This window comes from Desulfosediminicola ganghwensis, assembly GCF_005116675.2.
GTDB lineage: Bacteria > Desulfobacterota > Desulfobulbia > Desulfobulbales > Desulfocapsaceae > Desulfopila > Desulfopila ganghwensis.
This window is the reverse complement of record NZ_CP050699.1, coordinates 1,763,559-1,786,229: the sequence shown is the minus strand read 5'-3', so window position 1 is coordinate 1,786,229 and position 22,671 is coordinate 1,763,559. Positions and strand designations below refer to the sequence as shown.

Below are 22,671 nucleotides of genomic sequence, written 5' to 3'. Positions count from 1 at the left end.
GAGGGGGCAGGAGTAAAATAGTCGCACTTTCAATTTTCCTCTGACCATTTCAAACACACTTCCCCAGTTTTTTGTATCTCCCAATCAGAGCTTTGGCGCCCGGTCCAAGGGCGCCCAAAGGTTCACCAGAGCACCGCCAATAATAAACAGAGCACCAAGCAAAGTGGTGATGGTCGGAACCTCCATAAAAAAAGCCCAACCGATCAGTGCTGAGAAAATTACCTGGGCATAGGAGTATGCCGTAGCTTTGGCAGCTTTCTCACCTTTTATGGCCATGGTCAGACAGTACTGTGCGATCTGGGTAAAGACTCCCACCAGTAGCAGGAGAGCCCATGTTGCAGCATCAGGCGGCATGACAAAGTTATTGCCGAGCAGCAAAAAAGAAACGGGCAGAGCGATAAACGGAAAGTAGAAAATGATAACCGAAGGATCTTCTATGCTGCTGAGCTTTCGCACCAACACGTAGGCTATACCCGTACCAAGAGAGCCAAGAATGGCTGCAGATACTCCAGCGGGGTTTAGTGCTACAGAAGCAACTGAAGACGCAAACAACGAAAACCCCGGCTGAACCATCACCAACAGCCCGGTGAGGCTGAGAAGTATACACACTATGGTGGATCTCAGAATTTTTTCTTTCAAAAAGAAAAAGGCAAGCAGTGAGGTAAATACCGGATAAAGGTATTGCAGCAGTGTAGCCTCAGCCAGGGGAAGCGTTGTTACCGCATAAAACACACAGACCAGGGCCATGGTTCCAACCACACCTCTGGCGATGAGCAAGGGCTTGTTGATTCCCCAGGGGCTGATCCTTTTTCGACGAATATCGATATAGCTCAAGGCTGAAGAGATCAGTGCCCGGGCGGCGAGTATCTCCAGAACCGGGATGCCTTTCAAACTGGCTCCTTTTACACAACCGCCCATAAGGGCAAAAAAGAGCGCGGAACAGAGCATGAACCGTACACTGACGGGAATGGCGAGAAAAGACGACATAATATTTTGCCAATATTTACACTGGAAAGAGGTCGGTCAAGGATCTTTTTAAGTTGACGAACGTCCCGGAATTCCCCAGGAACAGCCCGTGATAACAGACCGGAAAGTGGTGTTCACCCGACTCGGACTGAGCAGAAAATAAAGAATAGAATTTCAGAGGGTGTTTCAGATTCACCCATGGCAACCGGAAACACCGTGTCGAAATGCTTTATGGACGAGGCGCTCAAATCGAAACTACCAACTGCCCTGGTTCTCCATGGATGCCCATGGTTCCTGAACAGGAAGTTTCTCTCCCTCCTGCAGAAACTCTATTGAAATCTGATCAGGGGTACGAATAAAGGCCATATGACCATCCCGTGGTGGACGGAGGATTGTTACACCTTTGTCCATCAGCATTTGACAGTATTCATAAATATTTTCAACACTGAAGGCTATGTGTCCGAAATTGTTGCCCACACTGTATGTTTCTTCCTGATCCCAGTTATAGGTTAGCTCAACTTCAGGTTCACCAGGTGCGGTTGCCAGATATAAAAGAGTAAAACGTCCTTCTTCAAAATCCATTCTCTTGGTTTCTACCAAGCCAAGTATATTGGTAAAAAAGTCAATTGACTGCTCAAGGTCTTTTACCCGAACCATTGTGTGTAGAAATTTCATCAATCATAATCCTTTGTTTATATGTAATTCAGGGGATGAAGCGTAGCCCTCTGTGGAGCCGGTGTCTGTATAGTATTGCCATTGATCTGTAGCGCCGCAAAAATAATGTCCAGGCTTCCCTACAAGAAAAGCCTGGGAGTTTACCGGAAATAGCGTGCAGATGCTATCAGGTTCCAGATCTTAACGGGGAAATACTACGCCCAGAGCTCAGGCTCCGATAGTGAATCATGGCATACGATTAGACACAGAAGAAGATCGCTCAGCATTAAGCGGGGATCATTTTATAGAATAGGTGGCCATCCGGATATGACCTTCCTTGCATCTGGGGCAGCGTCCCGGCCGGTCGAAACGATCCCGCTTACCAAAGGAGTAATTACACACCAGGCATATATAGGGGCTGATTACTAGTTTTCTGCCAGATGCAGCCAGGGATTTAGCAATGTGGGGGAGGTGCTCATACACCTCCTTTTCACGGATGGAAAGTATACCGCTCAATTCCAGAGCATCGAGTTCCTCCTCTTCGAGCAACTCGATTATTTTTTTCCGTAATGTGGCCCCCATAGTATTCTCTCCTACAGACTCTTCCCAATACCATTATATGCTCTGTTCGTAGCCTCTATCGACACGATGGTCAGTCCCACGGGCCGCGGCAACCGCCAGTTGATCGCAACGCTCGTTCAGTTCGTTCCCCGCATGGCCTTTGACCCAGCGCAACTCAACTTTGCCCTGATCGAGCAGATCGAGCAACTCCGCCCAGAGATCGGGGTTTAAGGCAGGTGCGCCATCTGATTTCTTCCAGCCACGCCGTTTCCAACCACGGGCCCAGCCTTTTTCGATTCCATTAACCAGATAGCTGGAGTCGGAATAGAGCACGATCGGCCGCCCCTCACCAATCACCTCTTTTAAGGCGACAATGCAGGCAGTCATCTCCATACGATTGTTGGTGGTCAAACGATAACCGCCAGAGATTTCCCTGCATGCGTCACCGTCAGTTATCACGATACCATAGCCGCCTGGGCCGGGATTGTTGATCGCACCACCATCCGTGTAAATGACTATTGCATTAGCAGGAATATTCTTGGGCACCAACGTTTTCGCTTTTCCACTTGGCTTGCCACCATTATTCTTTGCAGCGCTTTTCCCTTTTGACGCATAGACCGGGTTCTTTAACCAAGCCTCTGCTTCCTGCCTGGTGGGAAAACTCTTATACTTCGCCCCACCAACACCTTTCACCTGCTTTTCAGTTGTTGCCCAGTCGGTATAGATAGTTTTCTTCCCGCCCACCGCAACTGCATAAAATTTCTGTTTAGCCATTTATAATTTTAACAGACCTTGTGAAGGCCATATATTTTCGATAATTAATTCACGTTAGAAGTTTGCCATTACTCATCTGTTCAGGCGGCGACATATTCGAAGTTTTTGACCGTGGATAATAGTCAACCTATATCCACGGTCAAAATACTGAAGAAGATGGCCCGCCTGGGCTGATGAGTCTATCCTACGTTGGGCATCAACGCCCACTTGACATACCACTTCTCATTCTCAGCGTCCCGATCCAGGCAAACAATGCCTCCATTCTGAAACTTAAACACCCGAAACGCTGCCGAACCAGTCGTCAGCAATGAGGTTAAACGCTCCATAAAAGGCAAATGCCCCACCAGCATAATATTGCTTGCCGGATCAAGTTCCATGGCCAACGTCGCCACGTCGTCCATTGGGGCAAGTCCAGCTCGTGCTACAATGCCCCCTGATGGTTCAAGAGCCGCTGCCATCAACCGGGCAGTCTGCTCCGCTCTTGCTTTGCCACTATGAAATATTGTATCGACTTTCACCGAGTAGTTCGCCGCCACGTCGGCTATAAGCCTCACCTTCTCGATGCCCTCCTGGGCAAGCCCCCGTTGCGGGTCTTCTTCTTGGGAAAGAGCTAAACCATGCTGCACCAGGTAAATGGCCATAGAGCCTCCTTAAAATAGAATGTTAAAAACACCCCCTATGTTCCTTATTCTATCATATTCACACAAAAAAACCGTTTTGTTCATAAAGAACAAAACGGTTTTTACTACCGTATTCTACAGCCTGTAGAGCCTTAGCAGCCTCTGATGCCTCAGCCCCCGGATTTGGGAGCTTCTTTGCCGCTCTTTTTAGGATCTTTTGCCACAGCGGTACCATCCTTGTTGATCGCGCCTGCAATTGCATCGCGGGAAACTTTGATGGTCACATCCCTGGCAATCTCCAGGGTAATGACATTGTCGCTCAGATCTGTGATAATGCCATGAATGCCACCCTTGGTCATGACACGGCTATTCTTTTTCAGATCAGAGAGGAACTGCTGATGCTGCTTGGCCTGTTTCTGCTGTGGCCTGATAAGCAAAAAGTAGAAAACTACAAATATAAGGATGAGCGGAATGAATGAGGCAAAACCTCCAGCCGCTCCACCGCCGGCAGCCGACGCATATGCTACACTGGTCATAATACTTTCCTCCAGAGAATCGAATTAGGAAATATGATTGTTATCCGGCTGGTATTCATCAAGGGAACACCGCAAGACATACCGGATACTTCTGTTAAAAAAAACTATAATAATCTACTCATTCACTCTCAAGCCTGCCATAAAAATCTTTGCGGAATGCGGCAAAGTTGTCCTCCTCAATCGACTTTCGGATACCGGCCATCAGGTTGAGGTAATAGTGGAGATTATGAATGGTATTCAAATGATAACTTAAAATTTCCCGGCTGACAAACAGGTGACGGAGATATGCGCGGGAATAATTGCGGCAGGTATAACACGTACACGCCTCATCCAATGGTCGCATATCATCACGATATCGCGAATTCTTGATCACGACCCTGCCGGTCGAGGTAAAGAGATATCCATTCCTGGCATTTCTGGTTGGCATAACGCAGTCGAACATATCGACGCCGCGCCAAACACCTTCAACCAGATCTTTCGGGGTACCTACCCCCATCAGATAACGGGCATAATTGTCGGGCATGTGCGGGGTGGTGGCCTCAGTGATGTCGTACATCACCTGCGGTTCCTCACCAACACTCAGGCCGCCGATAGCATAGCCGTCGAAACCTATTTCCATCAACTGCTCGGTGTGCATTTTACGCAACTCTTCATGCATACCACCCTGAATGATGCCAAACAGCAACTGCTCACGCTTGGTATGCGCTTTGCGGCACCGTTCGGCCCAACGGGTGGTGAGCGCCGTGGAATCTATTACTTCCTGCTTCGTCGCCGGATAAGGAATGCAGGTGTCGAGGCACATCATGATATCAGAACCGAGACTCTGCTGGACCTGAACTGCATCCTCCGGGCTGAGAAACAGCTTTGAACCGTCAAGATGGGAACGAAAAGACGCACCCTCTTCGGTTATTGTGGCCAGGTCTTTCAAGCTGAATATCTGGAAACCACCGCTGTCGGTGAGGATCGAGCCTTTCCAGTTCATAAAACCATGCAACCCACCGAACCGTTCGATGAGTTCATGTCCCGGCCTGATAAAGAGATGATAGGTATTGCCCAGGATAATCTCGGCATTCATTTCATAGAGGTTTTCCGGGGTGACAGCCTTAACTGTGGCCTGGGTGCCTACCGGCATGAAAACCGGAGTTTGGATAGTACCCTGTCTGGTAGTGACGTGGCCACGGCGGGCTGCACATTCACTGGAGGTGTTGTGCAGGGTGAATGGAGTCTGGGTCTGCATGGTTATATATCGTCTAATCTGCTTTTATTGCTAAAATTACCTGCTAGCCAGCATTATTCATCGGGCTAAACGGGATAACTGGGAGAACTTTCATAAAAATTCATATCATCTGACGGGCGCAAAACAGCCCCTGATAATACAGGAGTGAATCGTAGCCGTAAACCTTTTTCCTGTTGGAAAGGGATAGTTGCCAGCTCTCCATCTGCTGAGATGGTCATCCTGAAATTCCTATGCACACCACAATCATCACGATTAAAGGCTATGTCGAGTTAACGCAAAACTGAACTTTTGGGGAATTGATGCGAGCAGGGAATGAACCAGGCCGGGTTACACAGTGTAATCCGGCCTGGTTTTTCAGACATGACGAGTGTCAGGATCGGTATTATCTCTGGGCCTTGGGACCTTTATACGTAAGCTTCTCCTTGGCTACTGGTGAACCTTTCGCGGTACCATTTACCGAGGATTTTGTCATTGCGAAAGTTAACACAGTGTGGGCCGCAGCATCTGCCATAACATCTAACACTTCCTCATTGAGCTGGGCATAATTGTCAGCCGGGGTATGGTAATTGGCATCGAGCATTTCACCTGCAACACCATCATAAATTGCCGCCTGCTCCACAGTTTTGATTTCATCAGCACCGGTGAAGAGACCACCAGCCGGTATTCCTGCTTCGATAAACGGCCCATAATCTGATCGACCATCAAACGCAGTCTCTTCAAAAGGGATTTGCTGGGAGTCAAAATAGTCTGCAAACACTGCTTCGATATTGGCAGAACCGTTCGGGCCAGCCAATTCAGTTGCCGAACCATCTCCATCATAGACGAACCTGACATAGTTCGGTGAAGCCAGCATATCGAAGTTGAGGTTCAAGGCGATATCTTTAATGCCACGCTCAGTCAGGTGGTCGACATAATAGGTAGAACCGATAAGGCCTGATTCTTCAGCGCTCCAGAAAGCGAAACGTACTTTGTTCACCGGCTCGACCCCGAGCGCACTCATCTGCTTGGCGATTTCCAGAATTGTAGCTGAGCCGGACCCGTTGTCGTTCATGGCAGTAGTCCCGGCGACACCATCGAGATGGGCGCCGACCACGACCACCCGATCATCACGTCCGCTCTGGGTCTCAGCAATAATGTTGTATGTTTCGACACTGGTCACAGTTGCATCCACGTAAATCGATGCTAATGTCCCTCCTTCCTGTAACTCCAGACCGGCACTGTAGGCAGCTCCAACCACAGGAACAGTTATCCCCTCTCCACCTAAAGTACCGAGAAAGGCTTCCTGGCGCGCTTCGTCGTTATAAACAATCACAGCTACCGCCCCAGCCGCTTCAGCATTTGCCGCTTTCTGGAAAAAAGTGCACTCTCCGCGCTCGATCAAAGCGATGCTGCCATTAAAGTCTGCTGAATCGAAATCCGCCGGATTACAACCAAAGACCTCAGCTTTTATCACCGTCTGCTCTACAACATTACCACTTCCGGAGTATTCCATGGTTGCGAATCCATCGGTTTCATACGGGGTATAGCTAACTACGGTTGGTGCAGTTTTCTCCAAAACCGGGTCTGCCAACTCTTCCCAGAACTGAAAGGTAAATGGCTGCTGGGTCACTGAATAGCCGTAGCTCAACAAGGTATTTTCAATATAATCTGCGGCCGAATCGTAACCTGCTGTTCCCGGCAACCTCTCTCCTATTATACTGAGGTCAGACAAGGTCGCCATAATTTGTGTTGATTCTATCAGCTCACGCAGATCAGTCGAATCTACACCCACTGCTGCACTTGAAGTCTGCGCCGTAGCACAACAGGTTATCAATGCTCCGAACAGGACAGCTTTATACATCTTTTTACGCATAACTCTCTCCTTTTTCCATGCCAACTTTGTTGAGTTTCATGTCGGCTCCATTCCACTACCGACATACCTTGAACATCAGCCAACTCACGATTCACCTACTACAATCAGGGCACAATACAGAACACAGAACCTGGAAAGCCAATAACCCCTGCTGATTAAGAATGTCTACGGAACGATAGTCTACGGATTTTCTGGATTACGTGAACACGTCTTCAAGTTTCGCGAATGCGAAACGAATAACAGGGTGCAGCCTAACAAATAACTGACGTATTAGCTAGGCTAATTATCTGGTCAAAATATGTTTCTATATGGAGTTGCACTGATCTGGATTAATGTCTGGGGTGGTTGTGATGGGCGGATGTTGCGCTGGACGCATCCTCAGGCTATCATGCGTCGAAGCTCCTTCTCCTGCGATTCCATGGAGTCGGCCAGTTTGAATTGCACCAACGCTCGCTCAAGGTTTTGCCCATCTCTGGTCGTTTTGAAATAAACATTACCACTAATATAATCTGTCAGGAATCGAACACCCAGTTCCACAGTGATCGTGAGTGCAGCATCAACAATCAGTTCTCTTTCGTTAGCGCCTAAAAAGTTGTCTCCGGCACTGAAGTATCCCTCAAGCACAGCCTGAAAAATTTCTGCAGAAAATGTTACCTCATGCTGACACGCTTCTTCACCGATAAGATTGCAGCTGGATCTCAGGCAATCCCCGAGATCGTACAATCTCAGTCCCGGGCCGACAGTATCCAGATCGAAAAGGCCTTTCGCCTGTTCTGATTCTCTCCAGATGACGTTATCGAGCTTCGGATCACCGTGCATGACCCTGATCGGTAACCTTCCTGAAGCACGCTCTCGCTCCAGGACCGTAACTCTCTTCCGAAATCGCTCTACATATGCTCTACATGCAGAAAGCGCGGCGCTATCAGCCGGTTGCGCTTCAGCAAGGGCAGTATCGAAACTCTCGAGATAACGAAGAGTACGGTGAAAACCAGGAATCGGTTCGTGAAGTTCCGTCACATCCAGTCCTTCTGTGAGCAGATGAAAACGAGCGAGCACCTGGCCCAATTGCACAGCACTGCCATAATTCAGGTGCCGGCTTTCCGGAACGGCATGCTCAATATAATTCTGTGCTCGCCAGCATTCCCCTTTTTGGTCAATGTACCATCCCTCCCCTTCCAGAGTGGGAATCAGTTCTGCACATTGATACTCAAAAGGAGCTGTTCTTATCTGTTTTTGAATGTGACCTGAGACAAACTGGAAATTGGCGGCAATAGCTGCAGGAGCTGGGAAAACGGCAGCGTTAATTCGTTGAAATACAACTTTTCCGCTTGAAAAAGAGACGAGGTAGGTATCATTAATATTCCCCTTACCCAATGGAACGACCACCGTTTCCCGATCGGCCAGACCATAAGAGTTCAATACTTCAACAGGGATAAATGTTTGCTTTAAGGCCATACTATTAGAGAAAAACTTAATGAAAATGCCTGGTGGTTCTTACTGGTGTACCAATCATAATCTCACGACCATATTTAGCGACCCCAAGCAGTGCCGCATCCTTACGCAGGATCAGTTGTACCGGAAACGTTTCCATGAGTTCGGCCATTTTCCCCTTGGCCTGAAATGCCTGGCGAAAACCGTCAAAAGATACCTTGTCAGCTATCCTCGGCACAATTCCCCCACCGATATAGATTCCACCGCGTGCATAGAGCTTCAAGGCCAGGTTGCCGGCTTCAGCTCCCAGAATCTCTAAAAAGAGGTCTATGGTCTGTCGGCAGAGCAGACAGGGATGCTCACTGAAGGCATGGTGAAATATGACCGGGGTACGATCTGTGGTGGAGTCAAACTCTTGCCGAACCTCGGCCAGCTCGGGAATCCCTTGCTGCTCATGCAGAAAATCGTAGAGGTTTGGTATTCCCGGCCCGGCGATGAGGCTCTCATAGCTGACCCTTTGACGTCTGCCGAGCATCCACTTCATCAGCTCAGTCTGCAATTCATCCACCGGGGCGAAGTCGGCATGACCACCTTCACATCCCCTGGGAAAGAACAAACCATCTTTTTGCACCAGCAGCCCTTCACCGAGGCCGGTCCCCGGGGCAACCACTCCTATCAACTGGCCAGCTTGCGGTTGGCCAGCCTGAATCTCCATGAGATCGGCCCCTTCCAGTATCGGCAGGGACGCACAGACGGAGGTGAGATCATTGATAAGTTGAACAGCTTGAAAACCAAAACGCTGCTGTATAGTTTCTTCATGTACTATCCAGGGGAGGTTGGTCACTCTGCCGCAGCCATCACTGACCACTCCGGCCACACCAACACAGGCATGGGTTGGCTTCTCCCCTGTTTCAGACAGGAACTCTGCGACTATCTCTTCAAGATCCGGGTAGTCTGCACTGGCAAAGCGTTTTCGGGCGACCGGCGTGAGGCTGCTTCCTGAAGGGAAAAGAGCCAGTTCACATTTGGTACCACCAATATCAACAGCTAATAGCATCTCCGTCACAACGAACTCCTTTACGACAATCAGTACAGCACACCAACCGATTTTTTTACTCAGGCCTCCGCAACCCCGTGCATGTGCACATCCCTCTGTGGATACGGAATACTGATGTTCTGCTCATCAAACCTCTGTTTGATTTTTTCGGTTATCTCGAAGCGAACCCGCCAATACTCATCAGTCTTCACCCATGGCCGCACCACGAGGTCCACAGATGATTCACCAAGATCAGCAACAGCCACCACCGGCTCCGGTTCCGGCAACACACCGGAAGTTTCTGCCAGGATCGACTCTAAAGTTTCCTTGGCTTTCTTAATATCATCATCATAGCCGATTCCCACCAGCAGATCTATTCGGCGGGTTGAATTGGCGGTAACGTTGGTGATGGTATTGCTGCTCACCAGAGAATTGGGGATAATCTTTTTCTGGTTGTCCGGAGTATTTAGAATGGTGTTAAATATATGTATTTCTTCAACAGTTCCACTCTCGCCGCCAACTGTTACATAGTCTCCCACCCTGAATGGTCGAAAGAGAATAAGCATTACCCCGGAGGCGAAGTTACCCAGGGAATCTTTCAGGGCGAGACCGACTGCCAGGGAGGCGGCACCGACAACGGTCAGAAATGATGCGGTATTTATACCGACTTGAGCAGCTGCAGCGATGATGACCGCTACCAGAATGATGTAATAAAGGATGGTGCTGAGAAACTTGGTGAGGGTGATATCTATTTTCCGGCTTTCAAGAACTCTGGCAAAAGTGTTGGCAAATTTTCTGGCCAGCCACATACCAATGAGCAGCACCACCAGTGCAGAGAGGATTCTTCCTCCCCAGCTCAATGCGAGCTTCTCAAGTGCAACCAAATCAATCGAACTCCAGTCAAAAGCCATACTATCCTCCTTTAGTTACGGGCCACCCCAAAACCGGTCACGGCAATGGGGTGGAACGTCAAGATACAATGAATTGCTTTACGACTAATTGAATTGTCAGCTTGCTCTATCTTTTGGCTTACTGCTCCACATCTGTGGAAAGAAAAGCTGTTTAGCTTTCCGCAAGACGAATATCCCAGGCTTCGGTTCTGCCCCCGTTATCAGTATTGGTCACAACTGTAAACTCGAAGATATTGGAAGAATCCATAAAGAGATTATCATTGACCTCAGGTGCTTTTGAACAATGAAAAAATACAGACTCAGGTATCAGACCCTCTTCGGTGAGGGTGTAAAAACGCATGAAACCAAAACCACGATCCGGATTATAGTTCATGGGAAAACCGCGCTGCCGTTCTTCCGCCCCACCGTTTAGAATCGGCAGCAACCCCGGCACCAGAAAACCAGACAGAAATGAATCCGCGGCCTCTTTCAGCTCATGACTGACATACTTGAAACCTATCACCTCCACCCGACAGCCCATATTCTGCAGGGCCAGTACCAGGCGGATGAAGTCACTATCACCAGTGAGCAGGATAATTCGGTCGAGGTTTCTTGCCTGCAACAGAGCATCGATTGCGAGGTCCATATCCGCATTGGCCTTGGTGGTGATAATGCCCTCATCATCCACAAAGTGCTTCACGAATTTTTTGATGACCTTGAATCCACATTGCCTGATGACATCATGATAGCGATAGAGCTTTTGACGATACTCAGGATCGTCTTTAGTTCTTTCACCATCTTCAGCCAGGTAGGAATTTGCCCTGAGCAATTCGGAATTACCAGCCTGGGCGAGATCGACAAGCACATCGTAGCGCATGCCGTATCCGCCGCAGAGCCGGATATTCTCGGCATCGACATAGATACCAGTTTTTAGCATTCTTTATTTCCCAACGATAATGATGTGTTGATTACTCCCACTCGATAGTGGCGGGAGGCTTCGAAGAGATATCGTAACATACCCTGTTCACACCGCGCACCTCGTTAATGATGCGGCTTGAAATTACTCCCAGCACATCGTACGGTAATCTGGACCAATCCGCGGTCATGGCATCGCGGGAATCCACGGCACGTATTGCAACAACGTTCTCGTAGGTGCGACCGTCACCCATAACGCCGACAGTCTGAATCGGCAGCAGTACCGCAAAAGACTGCCATACCTTGCGGTACAGCCCAGCTTTGCGCATCTCCTCAAGCACAATTACATCAGCCTGACGCAGAATGTCCAGGCGCTCACCGGTAACTTCACCCATAATCCTGATACCGAGGCCCGGCCCCGGGAACGGCTGACGATAAATCGCCTCTTCCGGCAGACCAAGCTCAAGCCCGAGTTCACGAACCTCGTCCTTGAACAGTTCGCGGAGTGGTTCGATCAGGTCAAGCTTCATGATATCCGGCAGGCCGCCAACATTATGATGGGACTTGATCGGAGCCTCACCACGGAAGGAAACGGACTCAATTACATCAGGGTAGAGCGTTCCCTGGGCGAGATACTGTACCTCACCAATCTTATGGGCCTCTTCTTCGAAAATCTTTATAAAACCGAGACCGATGCGCTTACGCTTGATCTCCGGATCGAGTACCCCATCCAGCTCGCTGAGGAAGAACTCGGTGGCATCAACCTGGATTACGTTGAGTTTGGTCTTCTCCCTGAAAAATCTGAGGATGGACTCAGACTCACCGGTACGCATCAGACCGTTATTGACGTAAATACAGGTCAGCTGATCACCGATGGCCTTATGGATAATTGCCGCTACAACGGAAGAGTCAACACCACCGGAGAGAGCGCAGATGACATGGCCATCACCGACCTTCTCGCGAATGGCCTCCACATTGGCCTCGATGAAAGAGTGCATGGTCCAGTTTGGGGAGCAACCACAGATACCGAAGATAAAGTTCCGCAGTACGTCGTTACCGATCAGGGTGTGCGCCACCTCAGGGTGGAACTGGACAGCCACGAAAGGTTTCTGGGTGTGCCTGATTGCCGCATAGGGCGAATGCTCGCTGGTAGCTGTTACTTCGAAAACCTCAGGCAGCACTTCGATGCGGTCACCATGGCTCATCCAGACCTGATGTGGGAAATCACCGGTCTCAAGACCCGCGAAAAGCCCCTCAGTGAAGCTTACGTGCAGATCGGCCTTACCGAACTCACGTTTTTCAGCCTTTTCGACCTTACCGCCGTTCTGCTGAACCATCAGCTGGGCCCCGTAGCAGATACCGAGTATCGGTACACCAAGCTCAAACACCTCGGAATCGCAGTGCGGAGCGTCTTCGTCGTATACGGAGCACGGTCCACCAGACAGAACAATACCGGTGGGTTTCAGCTCACGTATTTTGTCGATGGAGATATTGAAAGGGTGAATCTCACTGTATACCTTCTGCTCCCTGATCCGCCTGGCGATGAGCTGAGTGGTTTGTGAACCGAAGTCCAGAATGAGTATTTTTTCGCTGTGGATATCCATAATATGCTCTTTAGTCAGATACAATTTTGCCGGAGGACGGGAAAAGCCGTCCCCCGGTATTATGCGGTGCGGTAGTTAGGCGCTTCCTTGGTGATAATTACATCATGAACATGGGACTCGCGCAGACCAGCCGGTGAGATACGAACAAATTTCGCTTTGGTTTGCAGGTCATTAATGGTCGCTGCACCGACATAGCCCATGCCGGAACGGAGACCGCCGAGAAGCTGATAAATAACCGAGATGATCGGGCCACGATACGGCACTTTACCTTCAATACCTTCAGGAACCAGCTTTGACGTGGAACTTACTTCAGACTGGAAGTACCTGTCGGAAGAGCCCTGACTCATTGCGCCCAGAGAGCCCATACCGCGATATCCTTTGTAGGTTCTGCCCTGATAGAGGAAAGTTTCACCCGGGGTCTCATCGGTACCGGCAAAGAGGGAGCCGATCATAATACTGCTTGCACCGGCACCAATAGCCTTGGCCAACTCACCTGAATGCTTGATGCCACCATCGGCAATAATCGGAATGCCATGTTTGCTGCCCGCTTTTACACAGTTTCTGATAGCCGTCATCTGCGGCACACCGATACCGGCCACGATGCGGGTAGTACAGATGGAGCCAGGACCAACACCTACTTTTACCGCGTTTACACCAGCCTTGATCAAATCCGCAGTGGCCTCTTCAGTAGCCACGTTACCGGCAATGATAGAGAGATTCGGGAACGTACCGCGTACCCGCTCAACAGCGCGAATGACACCTTTGGAGTGACCGTGGGCTGAATCGATTACCACAACATCGATACCGACCTTCATCAAGGCCTCTGCGTGGGCCTCGATATTATCGCCCACACCAAGCGCCGCGCCGGCAAGAAGTCTGCCGTAGCTGTCTTTGGCTGCGTTCGGATATTTCTTGATCTTCTCAAGATCCTTGATGGTGATCAGGCCTTTCAAGGCACCTGCGTCGTCAACAACCAGCAGCTTTTCAATGCGATGCTCATGGAGCAAGGCCTTGGAATGTTCAAGAGTGATACCGGCTTTGGCTGTAACCAGGTTTTTGCTGGTCATAACATCAGAGACTCTCAGGTCGCCATCGGAGACGAAGCGGAGGTCGCGGTTGGTGACGATTCCCACCAACTTGCCTTCGTGCAGAACAGGCAGACCGGAAATCTTGTACATTGACATGATCTCCTGAACTTCCTGTACTGACTGGTTCTTATTGACGGTGATCGGATCGATGATCATGCCGGACTCTGATTTTTTCACCCGCTCGACTTCAAGCACCTGCTGTTCGATGCTCATGTTTTTATGGATGATACCAATGCCACCCTCCCGCGCCATTGCAATGGCAGTGCGGTGCTCGGTTACAGTATCCATAGCGGAACTGACCAGCGGTGTATTCAATTTAATTGAATCTGTGAGTTGTGTCGCAAGCGACACTTCATTAGGAAGGACCTCTGATGCAGACGGTACAAGAAGTAAATCATCGAATGTGAGTGCTGTTTCAATATTATCTGGTAACATAGCCCCTCCTTGTCAGGATTTGTGACATAAAAAAAAGAACATAAACGTATTCAGGCTCTGCGGGAAGATACAATTTCCCGTCATTCCCTGCGTCTCTGACTTTTTTTTGCCCAGTGTTTTAGAATATAATGGTAAAACATTCTGCTGAGTAATAATAAGTCATTATGCAGAGAACATGTAAATTTTCGTGTACTGCACCGGAGATACTCCGGCATGCGACCGGGGGTGACCAGGGTATAGACTCCTGCACCCAGTAAAGGAACATTTGATATGCTACTTGAAATCAACCCGTTTAACCCACAACCCAGGCTTATAAACCGGGTCGTTGAACAGCTTAAGAGCGGTGCCGTGGTATGCTATCCCACCGACACCGGCTACGGTATCGGTTGCGACATTTTTAATCAGAAGGCGATTAAACGCGTCGCGCAGATAAAACAGCGTCCGAAACAAAAACCATTCTCATTCATGTGTTCAGACCTGACACATATCAGCAATTATGCCCATGTGTCGAATACCGCCTACAGACTGCTGAAGAAACGTCTGCCTGGACCATATACGTTTGTTCTGCCCGGGACGAAAGTGGTACCAAAAGTAATGGTGACCAAGCAGAAAACTGTAGGTATACGTGTTCCGGACAACCAGATAAGCCAAATGCTTATCCAGGCTCTCGGCAATCCCATCGTCAATACGAGTCTGCCGGACGGGGAAAAATCCCCACTATCAGACCCGTATGACATTGACCTGCTGCTGGGCAACAGGGTCGACCTGGTGATAGACGGAGGACTTGTCTATACCGATCCCTCATCAGTCATCGATCTGACCGGTGAGGTTCCGGAGGTCCTCCGTGAAGGAAAAGGAGACGTTACTCCTTTTCTTCGATGAGCGCTTCCTTGAGAGATTTGCTCATCGTGAAATGCAGGGTATTGCGCTCCGGAATGTCCATCATCTTTCCGGTGCGCGGGTTCTTTGTGCAGCGCGGCTTGCGCTGGCGTACAGAGAAGCTGCCATAACCACGTAGCTCGATACGACGCTCGTCCTGCAGCGCCTCAGCCATGGTTTCGAGAATTATATCAACAGCTACGCCCACGTCCTGCTTCTGCATGGTGAGCTGATCACTCACTTTATTGACTATATCTTTTTTTAACATCTTTCCATCTTCAATGGTAAGCCGTCACCGCCCCATGGGAGGTACCGGTTTTGATTGCGTATAAAAAAAGGCTGTTTTGCCGGAATGTTCCCGGCAAAACAACCTTGGTACAACAAGAGATATATAACGTACCGGAACGATTATTCTTCTTCAGTTCCAGTACCACCGCTCTCTGCAGCTGCCTTCAGAAGATCACCGAAGGTTGACGGTGCAGCATCGCCACCGGTAGTCTCGGCTTTGTTGCTATAAGACTCAGTTGCTGCTTTCTCTCCGTCACCCTCGAGGGTCTTAACGGACAGACCGATTTTACGATCCTTAGAGGAAACATTGATTACGATAGCTTTCAGGGTGTCGCCAACCTGATACATACCTACCGGAGTCTTCACTTTATCCTTGCTCAGCTCGGATACGTGAACCAGACCCTCGATTCCTTCTTCGAGTTTTACGAATACGCCGAAGTCGGTCACGTTGGTGATCTCACCTTCTACAACAGTACCGGATGGGTAGTTGTTGTAGGCTGCCTGCCACGGATCAGGAACCAGTTGCTTAACACCGAGGGAGAATCTCTCGTTCTCGCGATCGATCTTCAGAACAACTGCCTGAATGGTCTCGCCCTTGGCATACTTCTCGGAAGGATGCTTGATGCGCTCGGTCCAGGAAAGGTCGGAAACGTGGATAAGACCGTCGATGCCTTCCTCGATGCCGATGAACACACCAAAGTCGGTGATGTTCTTGATCTTTCCTTCGATGATGGAACCAACCGGGTAGTTCTCGGTTACCAGATCCCATGGGTTCGGCTGGAGCTGCTTCATGCCGAGGGAGATACGCTTGGTCTCAGGCTCGATGTTGAGTACCATTACCTCTACCTCGTCGCCAACAGAAACCATCTTGGATGGGTGACGCGGCTTCTTGGACCAGGTCATCTCGGAAACGTGGATCAGACCCTCAACGCCTTCTTCCAACTCGACGAAGACACCGTAATCGGTAATGGATACAACTTTACCGGTGGTTTTCTCCTGAAGCGGATAGCGGTCCACAACGGTAGCCCACGGATCTTCGCGAAGCTGCTTGATACCGAGGGATACACGATCGTTATCTTTATCGTACTTGAGTACTTTAACTTCAACTTCCTGACCAACCTTGTACATCTTGGCTGGGTGGGAAACGCGGCCCCAGGAAAGGTCGGTGATGTGACAGAGACCGTCCATACCGCCCATGTCGATGAACAGACCGTAATCGGTGATATTGGTGATCGCACCGGAAATGATCTGGCCTTCCTCGAGCTTGGAACGCATCTCTTCACGCAACTTGTTACGCTCTTCTTCAAGGATCGCACGACGAGAAATAACAACGTTGTTTCTCTTCTTGTTAAACTTGAGGATCTTAAACTCGTAAGACTCTCCAATCAGTGCATCCAGATCTTTGACCGGACGGAGATCAATCTGAGAGTATGGCAGGAAGGCTGGAACGCCGATATCGACCGACATACCGCCCTTAACACGGCTCTCGATCTTACCTTCGATGGTTCCGTCATCTTCCTGGATCTTGGCGATGTCTTCCCAAACCTTAATAGCAATAGCCTTTTCACGGGAGAGCAGGAGACCGCCTTCATCTTTACGACGCTCGACAAACACCTCGAAGGTGTCGCCTACGGTTACTTCCTGATCTTCTTCCAGGCGGAACTCAGACTTTGCGATGTAGCTCTCTGCCTTGTCACCCACGTCGACAAGAAAGTAGTCATCCTCGGTACCAATGATGGTACCAATGGCAACATCACCAACAGCAACAACTGTGCTGTTTTCTTCCATCTCAAAGAGTTCTGCAAAGCTTAACTCTTCGCCACTGTCCTGGTTTGCTTGTTTCAATTCTTCTGTCATTTGGATTTGCTCGTTGCAGTAGACCAAAAAAGGCTACGCGTTTAAGGTGGTTGTGTGGGACGTTTTCATCGCCACGTTAATGAGTTAAGTCGCCTCGGGCAAGGCAACCTCTTCTAACCCTGAACCCTACTTTATACCAACAAATCTACCTTACCACAAGCACTTCCTTGCAGGGCGGAAAAAAAATGGCCTGCCCGGTGCTTTTTCCGGTAGTCCCGAATAGGCGATATTCTAGTATACGAAATATCGGCAATGCCTGTGAATAGTGGAAAAGATCGATTTCCGGCGAAGATGTGCTATGCGTTTCAGAAGATTAAGAAAATCTGGAACATTTTTTTTATTTTTCCCAACCAGGCTCTCTTAGAGCGAGTTCGCAGTACGCACGCAATTTCACATCTTTGTTCTCAAGGCATTGCATAACTGATAATACCTGGTATCGAATTCGCAAGGGCCCAATGCACAAACTGACACCTGAACGAATCGACCTATTTATCTGAAGGTTGCTCTTTTTCAGCGACTTCCGGCTCACCGTCAGCGATGTTTGTCACCAGGGGGAGTCCCTCCCTCGACCAGGCATTGATTCCACCCCGCAGGTTATACACCTGCAGGTATCCCTGCTGCATCAGATAAAGTCCTGCACCATAACTGCGGCCCCCTACAGAACACACCAGTAACAGGGCCTGCTCTTTGGGCAGGTCAAACTCCCCGGCCGCCAACTTGGTAAGCGGTACCGAGATCGACCCTGGAATACTCACCTCTGCTCGCTCAGCCTCGGAACGGACATCAACAATTACCGCCTTTCGTTCCTGGATCAGCTCATACGCCTCTGCTGGCAATAGGGAGAGAAATTCCGGCTCACTGGGCACAAAAAACTGCTGACCTTCCTCAACTGCTTCTTCAGTTGCCTCGTCGCCACCGGCAAAGTACCATACAGTCCCCACCAGTATTGCCACCATGAGGACAAATAACACTTTCGGCAGTGGGGATTTCTTCTTTTCTCCTGGTAATTCCAACATAAACTGCAAACCTGCTCTTTATAATATACTTATTGTGCTGACGGCTTAACGGAATGCTGCAGCCTCTTTTTCTGTGGACGCCTGCGCCTTTGTCCGCCAGGACTACCATTCCTGCTACCAGTTTTGCCACCAGTTTTGCCACCAGTTTTGCTACCGGTTTTGCTACCAGTTTTGCTTTCGTTGCTTGTCGCAGCCCTCGCAGGAACAGGGACCAGAAGCTCCTCCGGGGGCACCTGGCACTCGAGGCTCCGCTCGATATACTCTTCAATTTCCGGCAGGACAAATGCGCCCTCCTCACATGCGAAACTGACGGCGACCCCTTCAGCTCCGGCACGGCCGGTGCGTCCAATGCGGTGTACGTAATCCTCAGGTTCGTAAGGCAGAGTGAAATTCACGACGTAACTGATTCCTTCAATATGAATTCCCCTGCCTGCTACATCTGTGGCCACCAGCACTTTACTTTTACCGGCGCGAAAACGTTCCAGCCTGCTCTCGCGCTTATTCTGCGGAACATCCCCGGAAAGAACCACACAGTCAACACCGTCACGCTGCAATCTCTCGCTCAGTTTACGCACCTGGCTCTTCATATTGGCAAAAACCATGATACGGTCATCCGGTCTCTGCTTGATGAGATTATACAGAATGATGTACTTCTCTTCGGTGGTCGACAGGTAAACCCGCTGACTGATGCTGTCAACGCTCACCTGGTCCTGCTCTGCCTCAACATACTCGGGCTTGACGCACCACTGGTAGGCAAGGCGGCGCACATCATCGGAAACAGTCGCTGAAAACAGCAGCGTCTGTCGCTCCTCCTTGGCGGGGATCCGACCTATGATGCGGCGCACATCGGGAATAAATCCCATATCCAGCATACGGTCCGCCTCATCGATCACCATTATATTGCACTCTTTAAGAGAGATGACATTCTTGTTGGCAAAATCGAGCAGACGCCCCGGAGTTGCAACGACGACATCGACCGTCTTGTCGCGCAGGGTGTCCATCTGGGCTGCATAATTGGTACCGCCGTAAACCGCATGGATACGAAGACCGGTATATTGACCGAGTTTCCTGCCGTCTTTGGTGATCTGCACCACCAGCTCACGGGTCGGGGCAATGACCAGCGCTCTCGGGGTGCCTTTTTTCTTTTTACGATTGTTGTCTTTCAGCAGGCGGCTGAACACCGCAATCAGGAATACCGCACTCTTGCCGGTGCCGGTGTTGGCTTTACCAATCAGGTCCTTACCTTCCAACACATTCGGCAGCGCCTTAGCCTGAATAGGTGTGCAGTACTCGAACTTCTGGTCGGCAATGCCGTGCATCACCGATAACGGCAGCTTGAAATCATGGAAGCGGGACAGGCCTTCCGCGGGGGGCACTTCAAATTCATCGAGTGTCCAGCGCGGCTTTGGCTTTCTGGCCGGTCGTTTCTGAGCTTCGGCTGAAACATTTTTGGAACCAGCAGGCTGCCCGCCTGGATTGTTTTTTTCAACCCTGTTTGTCACTACCGGAGTGGCAGCCGCATCCGGCGATACTGATATCTGAGTCTCCTTTTTGCCGGTCGCAGCCTCAGCCTTCTTCTGTTTTTTTCTGCCCAGAAAGCCGCCACGGGCAAGTTTCTGTAACCGCTGCCCGGTACGGGCCATAAATTCTCTTAGCATAAAATTTGTCTCACGCCCGATAGGAATTGCTGAGATTCGGGTCAGCCACTCAATAGGTCATCTGAGTGTGATGGACTTGGCGCGTATTTTCGAGCAGACAGCTGATGTTGGGCAAATCAGAACTCTTCAGTTCTGTTTATAAGCGTCTGGAAAGTCGGCAACAGAGTCAATTAGTGTATTGCGGCTTTAACACCGGCGGTTTCTTTAAGCCCGCCACTACTGCCTGAGATTCCTGCCAACGTAGTGACAGGCTCTCCTGCAGTGCAGCCATTTTTTTTCGATTACAACGATAATTCAGGCAGGTTGCAACCAGCATGGTCTTTACAGCATTCCCCGGGATTGGTCAACTCTCCTTAATGCCCAACCAGTCGTGTTTCTTCCATGATCGGCCCAAACAGCATCTCATATTCCGGTATGGTTTTCCTGAGAATAACACCGAAATGTTCAATATCCCGTTCATTCACGACAATATTCGCTGAGTAGGCAAGCGCTTCAAGATCGTACAGGGTATTCAAATCCTTGCCAATCAGGGCATAAAAGATATACCGCCTCTTGGGCATGCTCATCCTGGCCATGAACTTATGGAAAGTTCCGCCGTGTAAGCCCTGCGGCTCAAACTCGGTGTGCAAAAGAACACTCGAGTAGTTAACAAATTGCATCTTTTCCATGGCCAAGTCAACCGATGTAACGATTTCTGCCCGGTATCCCAGCCCCTCCACAGACTTCACGACAACATCCCGACCCGCATCTTCGGGAATCAGGATGAGAGCCAGCGGAATCTCCTCAACCACCTCCTGTTCCTCAAACACACCATCCTGCAGCCAAGACACATCCGGCGGTACAGGTGGTTTTACATTGCCACCTGTACCGGGTTGCCCTCGCCTTACCTGCTTTGACGCGGCTGGGGCTCCCAGGATGGATCGGTCAATGGAGAAAGGTTTCTCGCACTGAGAGCACTTGATACGTGCTTTCTGCTCCGGCTTCAGCTTTTCCAGGCTGGCCCGGAATTTATCGCTAAATTTCAGTTGTGTTCCACAATGGGGACAGCTCACATTCATGACACCCTCTCACGATCTGTTTTACAAGGAATTTCAGTTCTCACATTATCTTAAAATGCAGACAGCAGTCCCGAAAAGTATCAACGGAAGAATCCTTGCTCTTCTTCCTCTTCTTCCATTTTCAAGCCACCCAGGGTAGAAGTGGATTCACCCCGTTCCGCCTTCAGACGGTCGAGACCGCGGGTAACCTCATTGCGCTGCGAGCAGTAGGTCAGGGCTGTTTCTTCGGTAATCAGGCCACGGCTGTACAACTCCAGGATATCCTGGTCGAAAGTACGCATATCGAGCGTGGCACCTTCTTTGATAATGTTGTAAAAGGTCTTCTCTTCTGACGCGCCATTTAAAATCAGGTCTTTTATACGGAGGCTGGTCCGGAGGATTTCCATGGCCGCAACCCGGCCACCACCAACCTTGGGAAGCAGACGCTGACCAACAACCCAGCGGATGGTATCAACCAGTCGATGACGAATCTGTGGCTGCTCCTCCTGTTCAAACATACCAAGGATACGGTTGATTGTCTGACCCGCATCGATGGTATGCAGGGTGGAGAACACCAGATGGCCTGTCTCTGCTGCGGTGAGGCCGATCTCCATGGTGTCCCTGTCTCGCATCTCACCAACCAGGATGACCTTCGGCGCCTGACGAAGCGCCGCCCGCATTCCTGTCGCGAAGGTACTGAAATCGTTTCCGAGTTCACGCTGGTTGAAGGTAGCGTTGCGCTGCCTATGCACATATTCTATCGGGTCTTCGAGAGTAACTACATGTACAGGCCGGGTATTGTTGATTCGATCGAGCAGGGCGGCCAGCGAGGTTGTCTTACCGGAACCGGTGGCACCTGTAAAGAGCACCAGCCCGTTTAACTCTGCTGCCATTTTGCCGAAGGCATCCGGAAACTGCATCGACTCGATCGATGGTACCCGGGTTTCCAATTTACGAAGAATTGTTGTATAGTAGCCCTTCTGTGTGAAGATGTTCACCCTGAAGCGAGCCCTATCCCCCAGGGAATAGGACATATCGCAAGAACCGTTTTCCAGCAAATCCCGCAACAAACGACGGTTGTTGCCGATCAGGTTCAGGGCGAATGTTTCCGTCTGGAATGGAGTTAACTCTGTTACCGGGGGCTGCACGGATACAGGCACCAGTTTACCGGCAGATTCAACCTGCAATGTTTTTCCGACTGTGACGTTCAAGTCGGAGACATTGGGGTGGGATTCCAGCATCGCTGTAATCCAATAATCGATTTCTGTCTTTTTCATAACTGTCTCCTGAAAAAATGTGCAATGGCCCCTATTTTCATAGTATATTGTGTCCAAAGT

At 49.9% G+C, this 22,671-nt stretch carries 21 protein-coding genes; 1 reads left to right on the top strand and 20 read right to left on the bottom strand.

The genetic code is table 11. The features are described from left to right. Nucleotides 1-84: 84 nt before the first annotated feature. The 14 genes from FCL45_RS07550 to guaB form a co-directional block, all read right to left on the bottom strand. Entirely contained in the window at nucleotides 85-987 is a 903-nt protein-coding gene (locus FCL45_RS07550) for a DMT family transporter (RefSeq protein WP_136797396.1), read from the bottom strand. A gap of 234 nt (nucleotides 988-1,221) precedes the next feature. Continuing rightward, complete coding sequence (locus FCL45_RS07545) at nucleotides 1,222-1,641, bottom strand: VOC family protein (protein ID WP_136797397.1); 420 nt, start codon at nucleotides 1,639-1,641, stop codon at nucleotides 1,222-1,224. Between the two features lie 276 nt (nucleotides 1,642-1,917). Continuing rightward, nucleotides 1,918-2,202, bottom strand: coding sequence for a transcriptional regulator (locus tag FCL45_RS07540; protein WP_136797399.1), 285 nt, complete (start codon nucleotides 2,200-2,202; stop codon nucleotides 1,918-1,920). Between the two features lie 33 nt (nucleotides 2,203-2,235). Further along, nucleotides 2,236-2,955, bottom strand: coding sequence for a ribonuclease HI (gene rnhA, locus FCL45_RS07535; RefSeq protein WP_136797400.1), 720 nt, complete (start codon nucleotides 2,953-2,955; stop codon nucleotides 2,236-2,238). A 179-nt stretch (nucleotides 2,956-3,134) separates the two neighbouring features. Continuing rightward, nucleotides 3,135-3,596, bottom strand: coding sequence for a phosphohistidine phosphatase SixA (sixA, locus tag FCL45_RS07530; RefSeq protein ID WP_136797402.1), 462 nt, complete (start codon nucleotides 3,594-3,596; stop codon nucleotides 3,135-3,137). A 149-nt stretch (nucleotides 3,597-3,745) separates the two neighbouring features. Continuing rightward, nucleotides 3,746-4,111 carry a preprotein translocase subunit YajC gene (yajC, locus tag FCL45_RS07525; RefSeq protein WP_136797404.1) on the bottom strand — a complete coding sequence of 122 codons (366 nt, stop codon included), beginning with the start codon at nucleotides 4,109-4,111 and terminating at the stop codon, nucleotides 3,746-3,748. 118 nt (nucleotides 4,112-4,229) lie between these two features. Continuing rightward, complete coding sequence (gene tgt, locus FCL45_RS07520; protein WP_136797406.1) at nucleotides 4,230-5,348, bottom strand: tRNA guanosine(34) transglycosylase Tgt; 1,119 nt, start codon at nucleotides 5,346-5,348, stop codon at nucleotides 4,230-4,232. 382 nt (nucleotides 5,349-5,730) lie between these two features. Beyond that, on the bottom strand, nucleotides 5,731-7,200 hold the full coding sequence (locus FCL45_RS07515; protein WP_136797408.1) for a M28 family peptidase: 1,470 nt from the start codon (nucleotides 7,198-7,200) through the stop codon (nucleotides 5,731-5,733). Nucleotides 7,201-7,578: 378 nt separating this feature from the next. Beyond that, nucleotides 7,579-8,655 (bottom strand): phosphotransferase enzyme family protein, encoded by a 1,077-nt coding sequence (locus FCL45_RS07510; protein ID WP_136797409.1) that lies wholly within the window; start codon nucleotides 8,653-8,655, stop codon nucleotides 7,579-7,581. 16 nt (nucleotides 8,656-8,671) lie between these two features. After that, nucleotides 8,672-9,688, bottom strand: a complete 1,017-nt coding sequence (gene glk / locus FCL45_RS07505) for a glucokinase (RefSeq protein WP_228721493.1) — start codon at nucleotides 9,686-9,688, stop codon at nucleotides 8,672-8,674. 59 nt (nucleotides 9,689-9,747) lie between these two features. Then, the gene (locus FCL45_RS07500) at nucleotides 9,748-10,578 is read right to left on the bottom strand and encodes a mechanosensitive ion channel family protein (RefSeq protein ID WP_136797412.1); all 831 of its coding nucleotides are present in this window, start codon (nucleotides 10,576-10,578) and stop codon (nucleotides 9,748-9,750) included. Nucleotides 10,579-10,729: 151 nt separating this feature from the next. Next, nucleotides 10,730-11,494, bottom strand: a complete 765-nt coding sequence (locus FCL45_RS07495; RefSeq protein ID WP_136797414.1) for a LabA-like NYN domain-containing protein — start codon at nucleotides 11,492-11,494, stop codon at nucleotides 10,730-10,732. A 31-nt stretch (nucleotides 11,495-11,525) separates the two neighbouring features. Then, entirely contained in the window at nucleotides 11,526-13,076 is a 1,551-nt protein-coding gene (guaA, locus tag FCL45_RS07490; RefSeq protein ID WP_136797416.1) for a glutamine-hydrolyzing GMP synthase, read from the bottom strand. Between the two features lie 59 nt (nucleotides 13,077-13,135). Continuing rightward, a complete protein-coding gene (gene guaB / locus FCL45_RS07485) occupies nucleotides 13,136-14,599 on the bottom strand; it encodes an IMP dehydrogenase (protein WP_136797418.1) in 1,464 nt (487 codons plus the stop codon). 270 nt (nucleotides 14,600-14,869) lie between these two features. Here guaB and FCL45_RS07480 point away from each other — a divergent pair, with 270 nt between their 5' ends. Then, on the top strand, nucleotides 14,870-15,481 hold the full coding sequence (locus FCL45_RS07480; protein WP_136797419.1) for an L-threonylcarbamoyladenylate synthase: 612 nt from the start codon (nucleotides 14,870-14,872) through the stop codon (nucleotides 15,479-15,481). On the opposite strand, the gene FCL45_RS07475 is transcribed toward FCL45_RS07480, so the two are convergent. From FCL45_RS07475 to FCL45_RS07450, 6 genes are all read right to left on the bottom strand, one after another. Continuing rightward, nucleotides 15,462-15,746 carry an HU family DNA-binding protein gene (locus FCL45_RS07475; protein WP_136797421.1) on the bottom strand — a complete coding sequence of 95 codons (285 nt, stop codon included), beginning with the start codon at nucleotides 15,744-15,746 and terminating at the stop codon, nucleotides 15,462-15,464. The genes FCL45_RS07480 and FCL45_RS07475 overlap by 20 nt on opposite strands. 140 nt (nucleotides 15,747-15,886) lie before the next feature. Beyond that, the gene (locus FCL45_RS07470; RefSeq protein ID WP_136797423.1) at nucleotides 15,887-17,623 is read right to left on the bottom strand and encodes a 30S ribosomal protein S1; all 1,737 of its coding nucleotides are present in this window, start codon (nucleotides 17,621-17,623) and stop codon (nucleotides 15,887-15,889) included. A 485-nt stretch (nucleotides 17,624-18,108) separates the two neighbouring features. Next, nucleotides 18,109-18,639: a rhodanese-like domain-containing protein gene (locus FCL45_RS07465; protein ID WP_136797424.1), complete on the bottom strand. Its 531-nt coding sequence runs from the start codon at nucleotides 18,637-18,639 to the stop codon at nucleotides 18,109-18,111. Nucleotides 18,640-18,668: 29 nt separating this feature from the next. Continuing rightward, nucleotides 18,669-20,297: a DEAD/DEAH box helicase gene (locus FCL45_RS07460; RefSeq protein ID WP_228721453.1), complete on the bottom strand. Its 1,629-nt coding sequence runs from the start codon at nucleotides 20,295-20,297 to the stop codon at nucleotides 18,669-18,671. Nucleotides 20,298-20,650: 353 nt separating this feature from the next. Further along, nucleotides 20,651-21,355: a zinc ribbon domain-containing protein gene (locus FCL45_RS07455; RefSeq protein WP_136797426.1), complete on the bottom strand. Its 705-nt coding sequence runs from the start codon at nucleotides 21,353-21,355 to the stop codon at nucleotides 20,651-20,653. Nucleotides 21,356-21,435: 80 nt separating this feature from the next. Then, the gene (locus FCL45_RS07450; protein ID WP_136797428.1) at nucleotides 21,436-22,611 is read right to left on the bottom strand and encodes a type IV pilus twitching motility protein PilT; all 1,176 of its coding nucleotides are present in this window, start codon (nucleotides 22,609-22,611) and stop codon (nucleotides 21,436-21,438) included. Nucleotides 22,612-22,671: the final 60 nt, after the last annotated feature.